General features: G+C 67.4%; 18 protein-coding genes and 1 tRNA gene. 10 read left to right on the top strand and 9 right to left on the bottom strand.

Features of this window, described 5'->3' with window-relative positions:
• Nucleotides 1-19 precede the first annotated feature (19 nt).
• Together ACT54L_RS02565 and rpmF are read right to left on the bottom strand one after the other, a co-directional pair.
• Complete coding sequence (locus ACT54L_RS02565) at nt 20-424, bottom strand: hypothetical protein (protein ID WP_476083965.1); 405 nt, start codon at nt 422-424, stop codon at nt 20-22.
• Nucleotides 425-813: 389 nt separating this feature from the next.
• Nucleotides 814-999, bottom strand: coding sequence for a 50S ribosomal protein L32 (gene rpmF, locus ACT54L_RS02560; protein WP_274776185.1), 186 nt, complete (start codon nt 997-999; stop codon nt 814-816).
• 412 nt (nt 1,000-1,411) lie between these two features.
• Here rpmF and ACT54L_RS02555 point away from each other — a divergent pair, with 412 nt between their 5' ends.
• From ACT54L_RS02555 to ACT54L_RS02545, 3 genes are all read left to right on the top strand, one after another.
• Entirely contained in the window at nt 1,412-2,377 is a 966-nt protein-coding gene (locus ACT54L_RS02555) for a peptidylprolyl isomerase (protein ID WP_476083964.1), read from the top strand.
• Between the two features lie 252 nt (nt 2,378-2,629).
• A complete protein-coding gene (gene argJ, locus ACT54L_RS02550) occupies nt 2,630-3,871 on the top strand; it encodes a bifunctional glutamate N-acetyltransferase/amino-acid acetyltransferase ArgJ (protein ID WP_476083963.1) in 1,242 nt (413 codons plus the stop codon).
• A complete protein-coding gene (locus ACT54L_RS02545) occupies nt 3,868-4,272 on the top strand; it encodes a (deoxy)nucleoside triphosphate pyrophosphohydrolase (RefSeq protein WP_476083962.1) in 405 nt (134 codons plus the stop codon). The genes argJ and ACT54L_RS02545 overlap by 4 nt, the downstream gene beginning before the upstream one ends.
• 32 nt (nt 4,273-4,304) lie before the next feature.
• Here ACT54L_RS02545 and ACT54L_RS02540 read toward each other — a convergent pair whose 3' ends face one another.
• The 4 genes from ACT54L_RS02540 to ACT54L_RS02525 form a co-directional block, all read right to left on the bottom strand.
• On the bottom strand, nt 4,305-4,760 hold the full coding sequence (locus ACT54L_RS02540; RefSeq protein WP_476083961.1) for an acyl-CoA thioesterase: 456 nt from the start codon (nt 4,758-4,760) through the stop codon (nt 4,305-4,307).
• Nucleotides 4,761-5,226: 466 nt separating this feature from the next.
• Complete coding sequence (hemH, locus tag ACT54L_RS02535) at nt 5,227-6,321, bottom strand: ferrochelatase (protein WP_476083960.1); 1,095 nt, start codon at nt 6,319-6,321, stop codon at nt 5,227-5,229.
• Between the two features lie 260 nt (nt 6,322-6,581).
• Entirely contained in the window at nt 6,582-6,911 is a 330-nt protein-coding gene (hmuQ, locus tag ACT54L_RS02530; protein WP_476083959.1) for a heme-degrading protein HmuQ, read from the bottom strand.
• A gap of 49 nt (nt 6,912-6,960) precedes the next feature.
• Nucleotides 6,961-9,156, bottom strand: a complete 2,196-nt coding sequence (locus tag ACT54L_RS02525) for a TonB-dependent hemoglobin/transferrin/lactoferrin family receptor (protein ID WP_476083958.1) — start codon at nt 9,154-9,156, stop codon at nt 6,961-6,963.
• Between the two features lie 337 nt (nt 9,157-9,493).
• On the opposite strand from ACT54L_RS02525, the gene ACT54L_RS02520 reads away from it, so the two are divergent.
• The 4 genes from ACT54L_RS02520 (at nt 9,494) to ACT54L_RS02505 (ending at nt 13,241) form a co-directional block, all read left to right on the top strand.
• Nucleotides 9,494-10,447: a heme/hemin ABC transporter substrate-binding protein gene (locus ACT54L_RS02520; RefSeq protein WP_476084403.1), complete on the top strand. Its 954-nt coding sequence runs from the start codon at nt 9,494-9,496 to the stop codon at nt 10,445-10,447.
• Nucleotides 10,444-11,523, top strand: coding sequence for a FecCD family ABC transporter permease (locus ACT54L_RS02515; protein WP_476083957.1), 1,080 nt, complete (start codon nt 10,444-10,446; stop codon nt 11,521-11,523). The genes ACT54L_RS02520 and ACT54L_RS02515 overlap by 4 nt, the downstream gene beginning before the upstream one ends.
• Nucleotides 11,520-12,323, top strand: coding sequence for a heme ABC transporter ATP-binding protein (locus ACT54L_RS02510; protein ID WP_476083956.1), 804 nt, complete (start codon nt 11,520-11,522; stop codon nt 12,321-12,323). The genes ACT54L_RS02515 and ACT54L_RS02510 overlap by 4 nt, the downstream gene beginning before the upstream one ends.
• A gap of 69 nt (nt 12,324-12,392) precedes the next feature.
• Nucleotides 12,393-13,241 carry an SDR family NAD(P)-dependent oxidoreductase gene (locus tag ACT54L_RS02505; RefSeq protein ID WP_476083955.1) on the top strand — a complete coding sequence of 283 codons (849 nt, stop codon included), beginning with the start codon at nt 12,393-12,395 and terminating at the stop codon, nt 13,239-13,241.
• A gap of 99 nt (nt 13,242-13,340) precedes the next feature.
• On the opposite strand, the gene ACT54L_RS02500 is transcribed toward ACT54L_RS02505, so the two are convergent.
• Nucleotides 13,341-13,415, bottom strand: a tRNA-Val gene (locus ACT54L_RS02500).
• 125 nt (nt 13,416-13,540) lie between these two features.
• On the bottom strand, nt 13,541-13,900 hold the full coding sequence (cpdR, locus tag ACT54L_RS02495) for a cell cycle two-component system response regulator CpdR (RefSeq protein WP_209098765.1): 360 nt from the start codon (nt 13,898-13,900) through the stop codon (nt 13,541-13,543).
• 287 nt (nt 13,901-14,187) lie between these two features.
• Between cpdR and ACT54L_RS02490 the strand changes: the two genes are divergently transcribed.
• From ACT54L_RS02490 to hisN, 3 genes are all read left to right on the top strand, one after another.
• A complete protein-coding gene (locus ACT54L_RS02490) occupies nt 14,188-15,075 on the top strand; it encodes an N-formylglutamate amidohydrolase (protein ID WP_476083954.1) in 888 nt (295 codons plus the stop codon).
• Between the two features lie 529 nt (nt 15,076-15,604).
• A complete protein-coding gene (locus tag ACT54L_RS02485) occupies nt 15,605-15,850 on the top strand; it encodes a hypothetical protein (RefSeq protein ID WP_476083953.1) in 246 nt (81 codons plus the stop codon).
• 930 nt (nt 15,851-16,780) lie between these two features.
• Nucleotides 16,781-17,566: a histidinol-phosphatase gene (gene hisN / locus ACT54L_RS02480; RefSeq protein ID WP_476083952.1), complete on the top strand. Its 786-nt coding sequence runs from the start codon at nt 16,781-16,783 to the stop codon at nt 17,564-17,566.
• Nucleotides 17,567-17,612: 46 nt separating this feature from the next.
• On the opposite strand, the gene ACT54L_RS02475 is transcribed toward hisN, so the two are convergent.
• On the bottom strand, nt 17,613-18,653 hold the full coding sequence (locus ACT54L_RS02475; RefSeq protein WP_476083951.1) for an alpha/beta fold hydrolase: 1,041 nt from the start codon (nt 18,651-18,653) through the stop codon (nt 17,613-17,615).
• Nucleotides 18,654-18,665 lie beyond the last annotated feature (12 nt).

Genomic DNA, 18,665 nt, shown 5'->3' with positions numbered 1-18,665 from the left:
CCGTGGGGTGCTGTCGCCCTCAGTCGATCCGGGAATCGAGCGCCACATCCCTTTGGGCCACCCGGACCGAGATCCAGAAGCCGGCGATCACGTCGAACAGCATAATGAGCCCCATGAGGGCGAACACCGAGGTGCCGGCCTGGGCCACCAGCAGGAATTCACCCACCGAGATGGCGAACAGCAGCACGGACAGGATGTGATCGAAAATGTTGCGCGAGGACACGCGCGTGGCCTTCAGCACTTCCACCAGCAGAATGAGCAGGCTGAAGGCGAGAAAGCCATCGGCAATGGAAAGCGTCCAGCTCGCGCCCGACATCATGGGAATGGTCGCCACGACGGCGTTCCAGTCCAGCCCGGGGGTGAGGAAGACGAAGATGTTGTAGACGGCCAGCGGCACGATCAGCAGCGGGATGGGCGTGAGCATGCACAGTCCTCTCGTCCGGCGCGCCGCTCTCGCGAGGGCGGCAGGTCACGCCAGGATGGGTGGCATATTCGCGGCCCCCTGTCATCGCCCCCTTGGGAGAGGCGGGACAATCCGCAGTCAAATCAAGCTGTTGAGGCTTAAGCGCGCGAGGCGTCTTTCGGCGGTTCACAGCCGGCGCCGGGCGCGGGAGCGCCGCGGTCCGCAACACAGGCGGACTTCAGGACACAAGGTCTTCAGAACAATAGGTGTTCAGGACACGAGGTCTGGTCGCCCGGCCTTTCACCAGGGACGGACATGCCGCCCCAGCTGTTGCCTGCCGGTCTCGCGCGCACCGGGATGGAGCGCGCCAACCCGCCGGCGCGGCGAGTGCCGCGCCGTGTCGGAAGCGATCAGGCTTCCACCTTGGGCTTCAGGATCTGGCGACCGCGATACATGCCGGTCTTCAGGTCCAGGTGGTGGGGGCGGCGCAGCTCGCCGGAATCCTTGTCTTCCACATAAGTGGGCTGCTTCAGCGCGTCCGCCGAACGGCGCATGCCGCGGCGGGACGGGGAGGTCTTTCTCTTCGGGACGGCCATGTCCAAACTCCGAAACGTCGTAAGCCAGTGTTCCTGCCGCGTAGGTTCGCGCAGGCGAGCGAAACCAGTCTTCTCGATAGGAGGCGCGCCTTATACAGGCTCGCGGGCAGAAGCGGAAGGCCCCGGTGGAGGATTCTCCGCTCTATTCTTCGCCGCTCCCCCGGCCCGCCCAAAAGCGGTGCCCCGCCTCACGCGGGGCCTGCCCCACCTTTGCCGCGAAGGCACCGCGGAGTGGCCATGGGGACACCTCACTGTCCCCTTGTGTCCGATGGAAAGCTGCGCAAGGGTGCGCGCGCCTGACGGGCAGAGTCAATGGATCGTGGTCCCACGGATCGTCGAGCCCCCGTTTCCGGCCAGCCCAGGCCCGCCCAACGTCTTGGTGGGCGCCTACGAAAGGTTGAGGATAAAGGATATGATGCGTCCCGCCCACACCGCAGTCCTGGCGGTGGCTCTCTCGGCTCTTGCTCTTGGCGGTGAAGCGCTGGCTCAGGCCCCCGCGGCTCCCAAGGCGGCCGCGCCCGCCCAGTCGGCTCCGGCCCCGTCGGCGCCCGCCGCTGCCGCCGCGCCCGCGCAGGCCGCCGATGCCGACCCCGTGGTCGTCACGGTCAATGGCACGCCGATCCGCGCCAGCGAGGTGGCCATCGCCGAGGAAGACATCGGCCCCGGCCTGCCCCAGGCCCAGCCCGCGCAGCGCCGCGAATATGTGCTGTCCTTCCTCACCGACATGACCGTGCTGGCCCAGGCGGCCGAGGCCCAGAAGCTGGACCAGACCGCCGACTTCCAGCAGCGCATGAATTATGCGCGCACCAAGGCCCTCATGGAGGCGCTGCTGAATTCCGAGGCCAAGAAGGCCGTCAGCGAGGAGGCCAAGAAGGCCACCTACGAGGAATTCGTGAAGTCCACCAAGCCCGAGATCGAAGTGCGCGCCCGCCATATCCTGGTGGACAGCGAGGCCAAGGCCAAGGAGATCGACGCCAAGGCCAAGGCCGGCGCCGACTTTGCCACTCTCGCCAAGGAAAATTCCAAGGACAGCGCCGAGGATGGCGGCGACCTCGGCTATTTCACCAAGGACCAGATGGTGCCGGAATTTGCCGATGCCGCCTTCAAGCTTGAGAAGGGCCAGGTCTCGGACGTGGTGAAGACCCAGTTCGGCTATCACGTGATCAAGGTCGAGGATAAGCGGCAGAAGCCCGTCCCCACCTACGACCAGGTGAAGGACCAGATCGACCAGTATCTGGTGCGCAAGGCCCAGACCGAGCTCGTCACCAAGCTGCGCGCCGACGCCAAGGTGGAAAAGACCGCCGCTGCCGCCCCGGCCGCGCCTGCGGCTCCCGCCGCACCGGCCGCGCCCGCCACCCCGGCTGCGCCGAAGAACTGAGGGCGGGGGCGGCCGATCGGCCGCCCGCCTCCTGCATGCCCGAACGGGTCTGAAGGGCCTCGCCGGTTGCCGGCGGGGCCCTTTTCCGTGTCGCGGTCCACCGTTTTCTCGCGCCCCGGCCTTTGCCGGCTTTCCTTCTGCCGGAAGGCCTGGCCGGGGACGTCCTTCCCCGCCCCGCCCCTTGCCTTGGCCGGCGAGGTGCGGCACACCCACAGCGCCGATTGTGCGGCGACCTTTGCCCCGGGGGCCTCCATGTCCGCGTCCGTCTCTCCCCTCGCACCCAAGGTCCTGGTGGAAGCGCCGCCCGTGCCGGGCGTGACCTTTGCCACCGCCGAGGCCGGGATCCGCTATAAGGGCCGCACCGACGTGCTGATGGCCTCCTTCGTGCGCGGCACCACGGTGGCGGGCGTGACCACGCGCTCCCTGTGCCCGTCCGCCCCGGTGGAATGGTGCCGCACCGTGCTCAAGAAGGGCAAGGCGCGGGCGCTGGTGGTCAATTCGGGCAATGCCAATGCCTTCACCGGCCTGAAGGGCCGCGAATCCACCGCGCTGACGGCCGAGGTCGCCGCCGGCGTGCTGGGCTGCAAGCCCAACGAGGTGCTGCTGGCCTCCACCGGCGTCATCGGCGAGCCGTTGGACGCCACCAAGTTCCGCGGCGCCCTCGACGAGACCGCCCAGCGCCTCGCGCCCGGCCCCTGGATCGATGCCGCCCGCGCCATCATGACCACCGACACCTTCCCCAAGGTGTCCACCGCCACCGTGCCCATGGGCGAGGCCGAGGTGGTCATCACCGGCATCGCCAAGGGCGCCGGCATGATCGCGCCGGATATGGCGACCATGCTCTCCTTCGTCTTCACCGACGCCCCCATCGCCGCCGACGTGCTCCAGGCGCTGCTCTCCAAGGGGGTGGTGAACACCTTCAACGCCATCACCATCGACAGCGACACCTCCACCTCCGACACGCTGCTCCTGTTCGCCACCGGGGTGGCCAAGGAGCGGGGCGTCGCCCCCATCAAGAGCCTGGACGATCCGCGCGTCGGCCCGTTCCGCAAGGAGCTTCGGCGGGTCCTGGGCGACCTGGCCGAGCAGGTGGCCCGTGACGGCGAGGGCGCCCGCAAGCTGGTGCGCGTGCATGTGACCGGCGCGGTCTCCAAGAAGTCCGCCCGCCGCATCGGCATGTCCATCGCCAATTCGCCCCTGGTGAAGACGGCGGTGGCCGGCGAGGACGCCAACTGGGGCCGCGTGGTGATGGCGGTGGGCAAGGCCGGCGAGCCGGCCGACCGCGACCTTCTCTCCATCTGGTTCGGCGACATCCGTGTCGCCGCGGAGGGCATGCGCGACCCCTCCTATGACGAGGGCGTGGTGTCCCAATACATGACCGGCGACGTGATCGACGTGACGGTGGACATCGGCCTCGGCAAGGGCAAGGACACGGTGCTGACCTGCGACCTCACCAAGGAATATGTGGCCATCAACGGCGACTACCGGTCATGAAGCTCACGCTTGTGGTCGCCTGCGCGCTGGTGGACGCGGACAACCGCGTCCTCGTCGCCCAGCGGCCGGAAGGCAAGGCGCTGGCGGGCCTCTGGGAATTTCCCGGCGGCAAGATGGAGCCGGGCGAGCGGCCGGAAGACACCCTCATCCGCGAACTGGACGAGGAACTGGGCATCACGGTGAAGGAAGCCTGCCTCGCGCCGCTCACCTTCGCCAGCCATGCCTATGAGACCTTCCACCTCCTGATGCCGCTCTGGATCTGCCGGCGCTGGGAGGGCCGCGTGGAAGCGCGCGAACACACGGCGCTGAAATGGGTGCGCGCCGGCAAGCTGCGGGAACTGGCCATGCCGCCCGCCGATGAGCCGCTCATTCCCCCGCTCATCGACCTTCTGGGGCCGTAAGGCCCGCGCGGGGGGCGTAGCCCCGCGCGCCTTCAGCCCTTCACCAGCGGCAGCAGCGCCGCGCGCAGCGGCTCCGGCAGGGAGACCGGGCGGCGGGTGTGGCGATCCACATAGACATGGACGAAATGGCCCTGGGCACAGGCGCTCTCATCCGCGCCCTGGAAGATGCCGATCTCATAGCGCACGGAACTGGAGCCGAGTCGGGCCACCCTGAGGCCCGCCCGCACCGGCGCGGGGAAGGTCAGCGAACGGAAATAGGCGCAGCGGGTTTCCACCACCAGGCCAATCACCGGGCTCTGCTCGGGATCGAGCACGCCCTGCGCCATCAGATACTCATTCACCACCGTGTCGAAATAGGAATAAAAGACCACGTTGTTCACATGGCCATAGATGTCCATGTCCGCCCAGCGCGTGGTGATGGGCAGGATATGGGCATAGTCGCCCTGGGAGCCGGGGCGTTCGCGTTCGGTGGAGGAAGAAGCGCTCATGACAGGCCCTGCGTGGAAGGATCTGCGCCTTCTCGCACGGCGGCGTGCGAGAAGGCCAGAGCTTGAGGCGAGGCCTTCGGCCAGAGCTTGGGGTGACGGACGCGGCGGGTCGCGAACAGGTGGGGAACAGCGGGCCGCACGCGATTCGGACAGGGTTCGTTCGTGCTGCGTTTGTCACGCGCGAGCCGGCCTGTGCCAAGGCGGGACACCGGCTTTGCCTCTATCCGGCGATGGCTCCGGGGAGCGAACGGGCCGGGAACATCGCCTCTTGAGCGATTCGGACGCCCTTCGTTCCGGCTGCGTTTCCCCTCTCGGCGAGGTCTGTCCCAGTCCGGGACAGGCGGGCAGAGGCGCATCGCGCCGGGAACGGGCGGCGAACATGTCGCCGCTCGCGATTCGCGCGCCTTTCGTTCCCGCTGCGTTTTGCCCGTATGAGAAACCCTGTCCCAGCCTGGGACAGCGCGCGTCAGCCCACCCAGCCGGACAGTTCGCGGCGCACCACGGTCTCGATCACCCGCATGCCCTCGTCGGTGTCGTTGAGGCAGGGGATGGCCGCGAACTTCTCGCCGCCATTGTGCTCGAAGATCTCCCGGTTCTCGCCGCCGATCTCCTCCAGCGTCTCCAGGCAATCGGCGGTGAAGCCGGGATTGACGATGGCGAGCCGCTTCACGCCGCTCTTGGCCAGGGCCTCCACCGTCTTGTCCGTATAGGGCTGGAGCCATTCCTCATTGCCGAAGCGGGACTGGAAGGTGATGCGGAACCGCTCGGCGCTCATGCCGAGCCGCTCGCGCATGAGCCGGCCGGTCTTCATGCACTGGCAGTGATAGGGGTCGCCCTTGTGCAGATAGGAGAGCGGCACGCCGTGGAAGGAGGCGAGGATCACCTCCGGCTCGAAATCGAGCTTGGCCAGATGGCCCTCGAGGGACGTGCAGGCGGCATCAATGTAGGTCGGGTCGTCATGCCAGGGCGGGGCGACACGCAGGATGGGCTGCCAGCGCATGGCTTTCAGGGCATCGAAGGTCTTGTCGCAGACGGTGGCGGTGGTGGCGGCGGAATATTGCGGATAGAGCGGCACCAGCAGGATGCGCTCGCATCCTTGCGCCTGGAGGGCCTCGATGCGCTCCTTGATGGGCGGCTTGCCATAGCGCATGGCCCAGTCCACCACGATGCGGGAATCGCTGGCGGCCAGCGCTGCCGCCAGCTTCTCGGCCTGGGAGCGGGTGATGGTCTTCAGGGGACCTTCGTTCCGCTCCTTGTTCCAGATGGTGTCATAGTCCTTGCCCTTGGGGCCCGGCCGCACCGTCAGCACGATGCCGTTGAGGATCATCCACCAGACCGCGCGATTGACCTCGATCACCCGCCGGTCCCAGAGGAATTCCTTCAGATAGCGCCGCATGGACCAATAATCGGTCGCCTCCGGCGTGCCGAGATTGACCAGCAGCACGCCGATGCGCCCGAACGCCACCTTGGGGTGGTCTTTCGGCAGGGCGGCGGGAACCACCGGAGAGGGCGGGACGGGCAGGGTCACGGACGGGGAGGAAGGCAAGGTGGGGCTTGTCATGGCGGGGATAGGGCTCACCGGTTCGGGCGCCCGCCGCGGCGGCGGCAAGGCCCTTCAGGGAAGGCTACGCGCGAAACCCGCCCCTGGACCAGTCGAGTTTTGGACCAGTTGAGTTGCGGCTTTGGGCGTTCCGCGCCTGTTCCCCTGCCACATGGCCTCTTCCGCCGGCTCCGTCAATGCGCCGCCTCAAGGGGCTGAAACGCAAGCCGCCCGCCTCCGGGGGGAAGCGGGCGGTCTGCCGCAGAAAAGCGTCGCGGAGGTCAGGCGGCGCTCTCGGCGGGGGTGAGGGCGAGGACGGATTCGAAGCCCTCGAATTCCGGCGGGCCGATGTAATTCACCTTGTTGGTGCCGGCATCCCGATGGGCGGCGCGGAAGGCCTCCGACTTGGTCCAGGCCTCGAAATCCGCCTTGGAGCGCCATTCCGTGTGGGAGGAATAAAGCACGTGGTCTTCCCGCTGGGGGCCCTTGAGCAGGTTGAAGGCGACGAAGCCGGGCACGGTGGCCAGATAGCTGTCCCGCTCGCGCCAGACGCGCTCGAACTCGGCTTCCGATCCGGTTTTCACCTTGAAGCGGTTCATGGCGATAAACATGGCAAACTCCTTTTGGACCCAATGAGAGGAGGGGGAAAGCGGGTCACCCCTATTTGGTGATCCCCGCCAGCGTCGGCGAGAGCGAGGCAAGCTGGCCGTCGCCAAACTTGATGGTCAGGGCACCCTTCAGCGTCAGCCCCGCGCTCGGCAGGAATTGCTGGTATTGAGTGTACTGCTCGTTGAGCAGGTTTTCGACCGAGAACGAGGCCAGCACGTTCGGCGAAGGGCTGTAGCCCAGGTAGAAATTGACAAGGTTGAACGAGGGGGTGGGCGTATAGACGCCGTCGGTGGGCAGGTCCGCCGCCGTCACCGCCGCCACCGCCATCCAGCGCACCGACATGGTCAGCTTGTTGTCCCACAGCCGCAGGCCGAGGGTGGTGGCGATGTTGTCGGGCATCACCGAGGACAGGGGCTGGCCGTTGGAGGTGTTCTTGCCATTGGTGACGGTGGCGTTCACCCCGAGGAACCAGGCGCCCGCATCATACATGCTCTCCAGCTCGAAGCCGGTGAGCTTGGCATTGGCGATGTTCTGGTATTGCGCATAGGCCGTGGTGCCGTAGCGGGTGGTGCCGTATTGCACGAGTTCGATATAGTCGGACACATCGTTGCGATAGACGTTGGCCTTCAGGCGGATCTTGTCGCCGCGCATGAAGAGGTCATCATACTTGATGTTGACGCCGATTTCCTTGTTGGAGCCAACTTCCGGCGCCAGATTCGGGTTCGGCACGAAGCAGAACACGCCATAGGAGCCGTCGGGGCAGGTGACGATGGGAATGGCCGGGGGATGGGCGCCGGACACCAACGTCTCGGTGACGGCGGGCGCGCGGAAGGCCTGGGCATAGGTGCCATAGACCGTGAACCACGGCACGGGCGTGAGGCCGAGGGTGAATTTGGGCGAGACATGGTCGCCGCTATTGGTCACCCCGTCGCCGCTCAGATTGTAGCTGTCATAGCGCACCGCCGCGATGGCCTCGAGCCAGCTGGAATAATTGCCCTGCCACTGCACGAAGGCGCCGCCCACCCCGCGCGTGCCGGAGGGATTGTAGCCATCGCCGAAGCCGTAATTGTCGACGTTGTTCACGTCGTCATGGAAATAGTCGCCGCCAATGGTGATGGCGTTGCGCAGGCCATAGAACTCGAAGCGCGACGTGTTGTTGGCGTCAAAGCCGGCGGTGTCGATGGTGAAGGAGCGGGGGTTGCCCACCGCGCCGGTGATGGTGGAGGCTGATCCCGCCACTTTCACCTGGTCCTGCTTCACCCGGTTCCAATAGATGTTGCCATCGAAGGCAAACAGATTGTCGCTGGGGTTCATGTAATTGTAGTTGGCGGTCAGGGTCTGGTTGATGACCTGTGTACCATACTGGCTGGTGGTGACGGTGGGGGTCTCGTTGCTGGTGGTGTAGGTGGAATTATAGTTGATGGCGGTGAGCTTCACCTGGTGATAGTCGGCCGGGCGGAAGGTGGCCTTGGCGATGCCGGTCCAGGTGTCATAGGCGGTGCCGGGCACCACGTCGCCGTTGCCGTCCTTGTAGTCGTCGGCCTTGCGATAGGTGCCGCCCCAGAACAGGTCCACATTCTGCCCCACCCGGGCGGCGCCGAAGATGGAGCCGAAGCCCATGGGGCCGTTATTGGCGATCTCGCCCGTGCCCTCCACGCCCCAGGTCTGGCCGGGGGCCAGGATGTCCTGAACATCCTTGGTGCGGAAAGCCACCACGCCGCCGATGGCGCCGGTGCCATAGAGGTTGGACGACGGGCCCCGATAGACATCCACCGCGCTGATGAGCGCAGGTTCCAGGAAGAAGGAGCCGGCCGCATTGGCGTGGCCCAGCTGGGTGAAGTTCTGCCGCGCTCCGTCCACGAACACTGCGACGCGACCGAAGTCCTGCAGGCCGCGAATATTGATGGAGGTCTGGGAGGAGTTGCCGTTCTGGATGGCGGTGACGCCGGGCATGCCGAAGAACAGGTCCGCCGCCCGCGCCGGGTCCAGCTGCTCGATCTGCTCGGAACGCAGCACGCTGACACCGGCCAGCGTGTCAACCGTGGGCAGGTCCGTGAAGGTGGAGATGACGGTCACCGCATCCAGCGCGATTTCGTTGCCGGTGCTCGCGGGGGCGCTTGCCGACGCGCCGGCCGTTTGGGCCAGGGCGTCCAAGGGCGTCAGGAAAAGGGCCGCGCCCGCCACGCCGCACAGGAGAGCCGAACGGTTCAGGGCGCGCGCAGACGGCCGCGCGGGGGTGCGGGTCATGAAAGCCTCCAAGTCGGGTTGGGGCTGGCTACCGCCCGGCCGGGGAGCCGGGCTTTGCGGGCCGTGAGCCGCATCCGCCTATGGGATGGCGCTCTGGCGCCTTAAAAGCGCCTTCTCTTTCCGCCTATCGAAATGGAGTGGTCGAGGTCAAGTTGAATAGGTCTAACCTTACGGAATCATACGTAGTGTTGCAAATAGAACTGGATATATTACAAACAAGTAGAAGGGGGGGGTGTCTTAGTTTTACAAATTCCAAACTGCGTCGCATGACTTGAGAATTCGCCATCTGGATTTATGACGGCACCGGGGCGGTCGGTTTTCGGGAAGGCAAGTGCCGATGCGCAGCGTGGTGAAGTCTCTGGTCCTGGTGCTCCTGGTGACGACGGCGCTCGGCCCGACACGCGGCTGGGCGCAGAATGGCGCGCCGCATGTGGTGACCGACGCCGTGGGCCGTCAGGTGGAGGTGGTGGATGCCAGCCGCGTGGTCGCCATCGGCGGCGCGGTCACGGAAATCTTGTTCGCGCTCGGCCTCGGCGACCGGGTGATCGGCATCGACCAGACCAGCACCTATCCCCCCGAGGCGCGCTCCCGCCCCAATGTAGGCTATGCCCGCACGCTCGCCCCCGAAGGCGTGCTCTCCGTCAGCCCGAGCCTCATCCTCGCCATCGAAGGCGCCGGTCCGTCCTCCACGCTGGATGTGCTCAAGCAGGCGTCCGTGCCGGTGGTCCTCATTCCCGACGGCCACACCCCGGAGAGCGTCGAGCGCAAGATCACGCTGATCGCCGATGCCATGGGCGTCCCTGAGAAGGGCCGGGCGCTGGCCGATGCGGTGGGCGCGGATTTCGCGACGCTGGCCCAAGGGGTGGCGGGCCTGAAGGGTCAGCCCCGCGCCGTCTTCGTGCTCTCCGCCTCCGGCGGCACGCCCGTGGTGGGCGGGGCGGGCACCAGCGCTGACGCCATGTTCCACCTGGCCGGCGTCACCAACGCCATGGCCGGCATCCCCGGCTTCAAGCCGGCGGTGGACGAGGTGGCCCTCACCGCCGACCCCGACGCCGTGGTGGTGATGACCGATGGCGGGCAGAAGCTGACCGCCGACGTGATCTTTGCCCTGCCCGCCTTCAAGGGCACACCCGCCGCCCGTGACGGCCGCCTCGTGGCGCTGCCCGGCTCCTATCTCTTGGGCTTTGGCCCGCGCGCGCCCCAGGCGGCCCGCGACCTCGCCTTGGCCCTGCACCCCGGCGAGAGCCTGCCGCCCCTGCCGCCGCGCCCCTGGGCGGGAGGCGGGAAGTGAGCCTCGCCCTGCCGGGGCATGCCGGTCGTACGCGTCCGCCCGCTCGCCTTGGCCTGCTGGTGCTCGCCCTGCTGGCGCTTGCCGCCTTTGCCGCCGCCTTGTGCCTCGGCCCCGTGAGCATCGCCCCCGAGCGCCTGTGGGCGGTGCTGCGCGACGCGGTCACCGGCACGGCCGCGCCCTCCGGCTATGGCATTCGCGAGCGGGTGGTGGTGCTGGATGTGCGCCTGCCCCGCGCCGTGCTGGGCGCGCTGGCGGGCGCGGCCACGGCGGTCTCCGGCGCCATCCTCCAGGGCGTGTTCCGCAATCCCCTGGCCGATCCCGGTCTGGTGGGCGTCTCGCCCGGCGCGGCATTGGCGGCGGTGGCCTTTATCGTGCTGGCGGGGGATGTGGGGCTGATGCTGCCCGGCGCGCTGCGGCCGCTCTCTTTGTCGGTCGCCGCCTTCGCAGGCGGGCTGGTCACCACCTTGCTGATCGGCCGCCTCGCCATGCGGGAGGGCTATATCTCGGTGGCGACACTTCTGTTCGCCGGCCTCGCGCTGGGCGCGCTGGCAAGCGCGGGCACGGGGCTCCTGGTGTTCCTTTCCACCGAGCAGCAATCGCGGGAGTTCCTGTTCTGGACCCTGGGGAGCCTCGGTGGCGCCACCTGGGCCAAGGCGGCGCTGGCCGCGCCCTTCGTGCTCGCCCTTCTCCTGGTGATGCCGCTGATCGCCCGCGGGCTCGATGCGCTGTCGCTGGGCGAGGCGGAGGCCTTCCACCTGGGCATCCGGGTGGAGCGGCTAAAGCGCATCGCCATCCTCGCGGTGGCGGGCGGCGTCGGGGCAGCGGTGGCGGCCTGCGGGGTGATCGGCTTCGTGGGGCTGGTGGTGCCCCATCTGGTGCGCCTCACCCTCGGCCCCTCCCACCGGGTGCTGCTGCCCGCCTCCGCCCTGCTGGGGGCCGCCGTGCTCCTCCTGGCGGATGTGGCGGCCCGCATGCTGGCGGCGCCCGCCGAATTGCCGCTCGGCGTCGTCACCGCCCTCATCGGCGCGCCCTTCTTCCTGTGGCTGCTCATGCGACGACGGGGGGCGCTGGGATGAGCGCGGCGCGCACCTATGAGATGGCGGACATCGTCCTGGAGCGCGTCGGGCGGCGGCTGCTGGACGGCGTCTCCCTCGCCCTCCATCCCGGCACGGTCACGGTGGTGATCGGCCCCAACGGCGCCGGCAAGTCCACCTTGCTGAAGGTGCTGGCCGGCGAACTGCGCCCCGCGCGCGGCCGTGTCATGCTGGAGGGGCGGGACATCGCCTCTGTGCCGCCGGCTCTCCTGGCCCGGCGGCGGGCGGTGCTGGCGCAGTCCACGGAGGTGGCCTTTCCCTTCACCGTGGCCGAGGTGGTGGGCATCGGCCTGATGGGCGCCGGGGCCGGCGGCGAGCCGCGCATCGAACAGGCGCTGGCGCGGGTGGACCTGTCCGGCTTTGCCGCTCGGCGCATCGAGCAGCTGTCGGGCGGCGAGCGGCAGCGCGTGCATCTCGCCCGCGTGCTGGCGCAGCTGGATGCCGGCGGGGAGGGGGCGGGCTTCCTGCTGCTGGACGAGCCGACCTCCTCGCTCGACCTGTCCCATCAACTTCTCGTGCTCGAGGTGGCCCGTCGTCACGCGCAGGCCGGCGGCGGCGTTCTGGCCATCCTGCACGACCTGAATCTGGCGGCCATGGCGGCGGATAGTCTGGTGGTGGTGGAGAAGGGCCGCATCGTCGCGTCCGGCCCGCCCGCCGACGTGCTTACGGACGAGGTGCTGCGCAGCGTCTTCGGGGTGGCGGCGCGCATGAATGTGGTGCCGGCCGGCCCCTTCGTCCTGCCCCAGTCCGTGCTTGGACCTCCGGCGCAGGCTCTGCGTTGATGGCTTGCGGCGGCGGTGGAGGCGGGCTTTCCTCCCGCCTTCGCTGTTCGCAGGATCGCAGGAGCCGTCATGACCCATCCCGCTCTCACCCCCGGCCATGTGGCCGTCGTCACCGGCGGCGCCTCCGGCATTGGCCTGGCGGCTGCCCGGCGCTTTCTCGGCCTCGGCCTGAAGGTGGCCATCGCCGATCTGCCCGGCGAGGCATTGGTGGAGGCGGAGCGCTCGCTGGCGGCGGAAGCCCCGCCCGGCGCCGCCCATGTGTTGGCGGTGCCGACCGACGTCTCAGAGCCCGGCGCGCTGGAGCATCTGGAGCAGACGGTGCGGGGCGCGTTCGGCACGGTGGACGTGCTGATGAACAATGCGGGCATCCAGCCGGGCAGCTCCACGTTCGACACCGAACGCCAGTGGCGGCGCATCATGGCGGTCAATCTGTGGGGGGTGATCGAGGGCAGCCAGATTTTCGCCCCCGGCATGATCGCGCAAGGCCGGCCCGGCCTCATCATCAATACCGGTTCCAAGCAGGGCATCACCACCCCGCCGGGCGACCCCGCCTACAATGTCGCCAAGGCCGGCGTGAAGGCCTTCACCGAGGCGCTCCAGCACGAATTGCGCAACACGCCCGGCTGCCGTGTCTCCGCCCACCTGCTGATTCCCGGCTTCGTCTTCACCGGCCTGACCGCGCGCGGGCGCAGCGAGAAGCCGGCGGGCGCCTGGACGCCGGACGAGACGGTGGACTTCATGCTGGAGCGGCTGGAGGCGGGGGATTTCTACATCCTGTGCCCCGACAATGACGTGCCCCGTTCGCTGGACGAGCGCCGCATCCTGTGGGCGGCCGGCGACATTGTGGAGAATCGCCCCCCTCTGTCGCGCTGGCATCCCGACTATGCGGAGGCGTTCAAGGCGTTCGTGGAGAAATAGGCGCGCCCATGCGCGTCACGGAAAAGCGCGGGATCGCACGGGATCGCCCTTGGAGGGCGGTTCCGGTGGTCTTCGCTCATCATGTGAGGGAGGTGCGGATGGTGGGCGCGACAGGGATTGAACCTGTGACCCCTACGATGTCAACGTAGTGCTCTCCCGCTGAGCTACGCGCCCATCCGCCAGGAGGACGCCTCTATATCGGCTGGTTCGGCCGGAAGCAAGGCGCCTTGAAAAGGGAAATTGCGTCATCCCCAGGCTGGACGCCCCGGGGCGCAGCCGCTTGAAAGCCGGACCGCCCCTCAGGCGGCCAGCATCTTGCCCACTTCGCTGACCAGATCGCGCAGGTGGAAGGGCTTGGAGAGCACCTTGGCCTCGCAAGGGGCTTCCACGTCCGCATTGAGCGCCACGGCCGCAAAGCCGGTGATGAACATGACCTTCAGGTCCGGGTCCAACTCCGTCGCCCGCCGCGCCAGCTCGATGCCGTCCATCTCCGGCATCACGATGTCGGTGAGCAGGAGCTCGAACGGCTCCTCCCGCATCCGCTCATAGGCGGAGCGTCCATTGTCGTAGGAGGCTACATTGTAGCCCGCATTCTGCAGCGCCTTCACCAGGAAGCGACGCATGTCGTTGTCGTCTTCGGCCAAAAGGATCTTCGACACGCCTCTTACCCCTCGATTGCCCGCATCCCGCCACCGTGCCCGTCCGGCAGGTCACCAGGCCGCCACCACGGCTGAGCCAACTCGGTCCGGCTCATGACGCCGGTTCGGGACGAAAATCAACCCGTCGCGGAGGAGCGCGCGCGAAAGGGCGCGTCGGTTCCTCCATAGGCTTCTTGCCTCAAAACGGGTAAATTCGGAGTGAACCTTTCTGCATCTTCTCAAGCGGGTCCCCGCTTGGGCATCATGACGCCGTCCTTTCAAGCGCGCTCTGGGATGAACGGGCCTCGATGACAGCTTGCCTCGCCGAAACCATCGACCCGCCGTTCGAGATCCTGATGCCGGAGGAGGTGCGGGGGCCGGTCCTGTTCAACTCCCCCCATTCGGGGCGAATCTATCCGCGCGCCTTCATGGATCAGGTGCGGCTGGACTTCGACACCCTACGCCGCTCGGAAGACAGTTTCGTGGACGAGCTGTTCCAGGGCGTGGCGGAACAGGGGCTGCCGCTGATGCGGGCGCTGTTCCCGCGCGCCTTCCTGGACCTCAACCGCGAGCCCTATGAGCTCGATCCGCGCATGTTCGACGGCCGCCTGCCGGCCTTTGCCAACACCCGCTCCATCCGCGTGTCCGGCGGCCTCGGCACCATCGCCCGAGTGGTGGGCGAATCGCAGGAGATCTACCAGCGCCGGCTTTCGGTGGCGGAGGGGCTGGAGCGCATCGAGACCTTCTACAAGCCCTATCACCAGGCACTGCGGCGGCTCATGTCGCGCATCCATCGGGCGTTCGGGGTGGCGGTGCTGGTGGATTGCCATTCCATGCCCTCCGGCCCGGCGCGGGAAGAGGGCATCCGCGCCGACATCGTGCTTGGCGACCGCTACGCCACCAGCTGCTCCGGGCTTGTCACCGACCTCCTGGAGGCTGAGCTGATCGCGCGCGGCTATGCGGTGGTGCGCAACAAGCCCTATGCGGGCGGCTATATCACCGAGCATTATGGCAACCCGGTCGCCGGCCTGCATGCGGTGCAGATCGAGATCAACCGCGGCCTCTATATGGACGAGACCCGCTATCAGCGGGCCGGGGGCTTTGCGCGGGTGCAGGCCGACATGGAGGCGGTGGCCGGGCGGCTCAACGCCATGGCGCTGGAGGCCCTGGTGCCCCGCCGCGCGGCGGCGGAATAGCCCGCAAGATCGAGGAGGAGCGGGGTGCTGACCCCCACGTCGCGCTGCCCTGGGTGGTAGCGCGCGGGCGCGGCAACTTCGCGCACGGCGCGATGTGTGACGGCCTTGCGTTTTCCGAATGGCAGATATACGAATTTGCGCAGGGCGGATCGCTGCTTCGCGGTCCGCGTGCAGACCGTCTGTCCCGAGCGGTCGCCCAAAAAAGAAAGGGGCCGCCCGCCGAAGCGAACGGCCCAAGTCTAGGGAGGAAACGCCCAAGGAGGGCAGCGACACAGCGACGCCAATCGCCATGTCGCAATGCAGCAATAGCCCATTGCGGTGCCATAAATCAAGTGCTGGTTTGCGATGCGAAAGCATGGCTGGTCTGCAACGGCTGCGTGGCCCTTAGGGCCAGGGGTGGGCGCCTTATGTCAGGGGGCTTTCAGACGGCTGAACACTCCGGCTCCCGCTCCTCGTGACGCTTTGGCTGGACCTGTTCTCGTCCGCCAAGAAACGGGCGAATGGAGCTGGGGCACGCCTGGAAGAGAGAGTGAACAGCGAAGTGCCGCGCTTGCCGGATTTTGATATGGCGTGGGAAGCACAGGGTTGCGGCATTTTCGGGGCGCAAGTTATGTGGCGTTGCTTGAGTGTCTTGAACTTTAATCGTGGGTTCAAGTTTATTTCGGATTCCGATGGATCTAGAGATAACAACTTCCTGCTTCTCCGGATCATTTTGGGGCTTGCTGTCTCGTTTGGTCATTCTTACCTGATATCAGGAAATGGAATAGACCCCTGAACGCGGGACTAGCCGCCATCATCGTCATTCCTCTCGCCTATGCCTCATGGAGGTTCGTCGAGCGTCGCGCGGTCGCATTGAAGGCCTACGTTCCTTCTGGGTCGATCATCGCGAAGGTGCTGAATTACGTCCGAAGGGCGCCTTGGTCCCAGGCGCGAAGGGGGGGCGCTGACTGGCAGGGCATCGCAAGAGCAACTGGCGGGGGTGTCTTGGTCCTCCCGACGCGCCAATGGGCGCCGCCGTTCAGGCGGTCTAAAAAGAAAGGGGCCACTCACGGATATCCGTAGTGGCCCAAGTCTAGGGAGGAAACGCCCAAGGAGGGCAGCGGCAGAGCGACGCCAATCGCTGTGCCGCATCGCAGCAATACCGCAAGGAGGCTGCGCGCATCAAGTGCGAGTTTGTCGCACTGCAGCAGGGGGGGCGGCCAGGAGGCGCGTCCCGCTTGAGGCTGATTTCGCGAGGGGCGAAAAAGGCACGGCAAAGACCGGCCATCGGCGTAACAGCGCCCAAAAAGAAAGGGGCCGCTCACGGTATGCCGGAGCGGCCCAAGTCTAGGGAGGAAACGCCCAAGGAGGGCAGCGGCACTGCAGCACGCAATGCCGCGCCGCATCAATATGCGCCGATGGGGCCTCTGCCACAAGATTGGCCGGTGCTGATATATTAGGCACGGCGGATCAGCGAACTTTCCTTTGGTCACATGACCTTGCAGCCAAGTCGCCTAACCCCCGGGCGCCGGGTTAAAACGTTTTGCCCCTTCCTGCGCCGGCTCACCCATCGGGCCCGTCCCTCCAGCCTCACGCTGAAGCCCGGGAGGAGCGCCCGACCGTTTCAGTGTGTCTTTCAGTTTGTCATGCCATCGGCGGCGGACCTGATTTAGAGAAGGGAGGCGCCGCCGCCCGGCGTCCCGGATCGGCTTCTGGAAGGCTTGCCATGACCCCTGTTGCCCTGGATACGTTTGTCCACCAGCTCGCCACCGTGTCGGGCGAGGCCATCCTGCCTTTCTTCCGCACCAGCCTGGGCGTCGAGGACAAGAGTCACGGCCGGGCGTTCGATCCGGTCACCGAGGCTGACCGCGCCGCCGAACAGGTGATGCGCCGGCTGATCCAGCAGCACTTCCCCGACCATGGCATCATCGGGGAGGAGTTCGACGACCAGCACATCGAGGCACCCTATGTGTGGGCGCTCGATCCCATCGACGGCACCAAGTCCTTCATTTCCGGCATGCCGGCCTGGGGCACGCTCATCGGCCTCCTGAAGGAAGGGTCGGCAGTCTATGGGATGATGCATCAGCCCTTCATCAAGGAGCGCTTCTTCGGCGACGGCGCCAATGCCTTCTATCGTGGCCCCGCTGGCGACCGGCGCCTGACCGCCCGGCCGTGCCCGGCCATCGAGGAGGCCATCCTCTTCACCACCAGCCCGCTGCTCATGAACGAGACCGACCGGGCCGCCTTCCGCAAGGTGGAAGACCGCGTGCGTCTCTCCCGCTATGGCGGGGATTGCTACGCCTATTGCATGGTGGCCGCCGGGCTGGTGGATCTCGTTATCGAGAGTGGCCTGAAGAATCACGACATCGTCGCGCTCATCCCCATCATCGAGGGGGCGGGCGGGGTGGTCACCACCTGGGAAGGCGCCCCGGCCACCCAGGGTGGGCGCGTGGTTGCGGCGGGCAGCAAGGCCGTCCATGCGGCCGCCCTGGAGATCCTGGCCGGCGCCTAGCGCGTTTCCTTCACGCGAACCGGTGTCCCCTTCGCGCGGGAGGGCTTTACAGGACGGGCTCGGTCCGTCCGGTCTCTCCGGGCAAAGGCGTGGGCGGGATGAAGCCGTCGAAGGCCGCCCAGAATTGGCTGCGCAGGGCGTCCCGCTCCATCATCAATTCGTGTCGTGCGGCGGGGACCACCAGTTGCGCGCCTGCGATCAGGCGCGAGGCCACATGCTCGATCATGCGGTTGGAGACGATGCGATCGGCCCCGCCCGCCATGAGGAGCAGCGGCAGGCGGATGGACCGCAGCGCCTCGGGCGCCGTGATGCGGGCCATGGCGGCGAAGGCGGCGGTGAGCCAGGCGAGGGTGGGCGAGCCCAGCCCCAGGTCGGGATATTGGCTGATGAACTGCGCGACGCGGGCATAGCGCACGGGGTCCGAGGTCACGCGGTTCACTGGAAAGGGGCGGAAATTGATGGGCCGGTCGCCGCCGCCCGGCACATAGGCGCGCCCCAGGCCTACCGCCGTGCCGACGGCCGCGATGAGGCGCGCCGTGCCGGTCATGGGGCCCAGTTGGATGGCGAGCATGGGCGCCGCCAGCACCGCGCGGTCGAACCAGCGATGACCGGCGATGAGGGCATCGAGGAGCACCGCGCCTCCCATGGAATGGGCGAGGGCATAATGGGGCGGCGGGCGATCGGGCAGGACCACCTGCCGCATGAGCGCGGCCAGATCGCGCTGATAGTCCAGGAAGTCCGGCACATAGCCGCGCCTGGGATTGGCGAGGAGCCGGTCCGAGCCCCCCTGGCCCCGCCAATCGAGGGTTGCCACCGCAAAGCCGCGGGCGGTCAGATCCCGCACCCCTTCGTAATATTTTTCGATGAACTCCGCCCGTCCGGGCAGCAGGGTCACCGTTCCCCGGCGGGTCACCCCGACCGCGGGGGGCCAATGGGCGAATCGGATGCGCACGTCGTCCGCGCACTGCAGGTACCCGCTCACGGCGCCCGCGGGAACCGGGCTTTCCGGCAGGGCGCGCAGCAGGTCCGCCGCTGCGGGAGGGGCGGAGAGCGGCAGGGTCTCGGCGCGGGCGTGCGAGGGGGGCATGGGTCCCGTATT

It is taken from the genome of Aquabacter sp. DMC10, from assembly GCF_056314145.1.
This window is presented reverse-complemented; position numbering and strand designations above follow the sequence as displayed.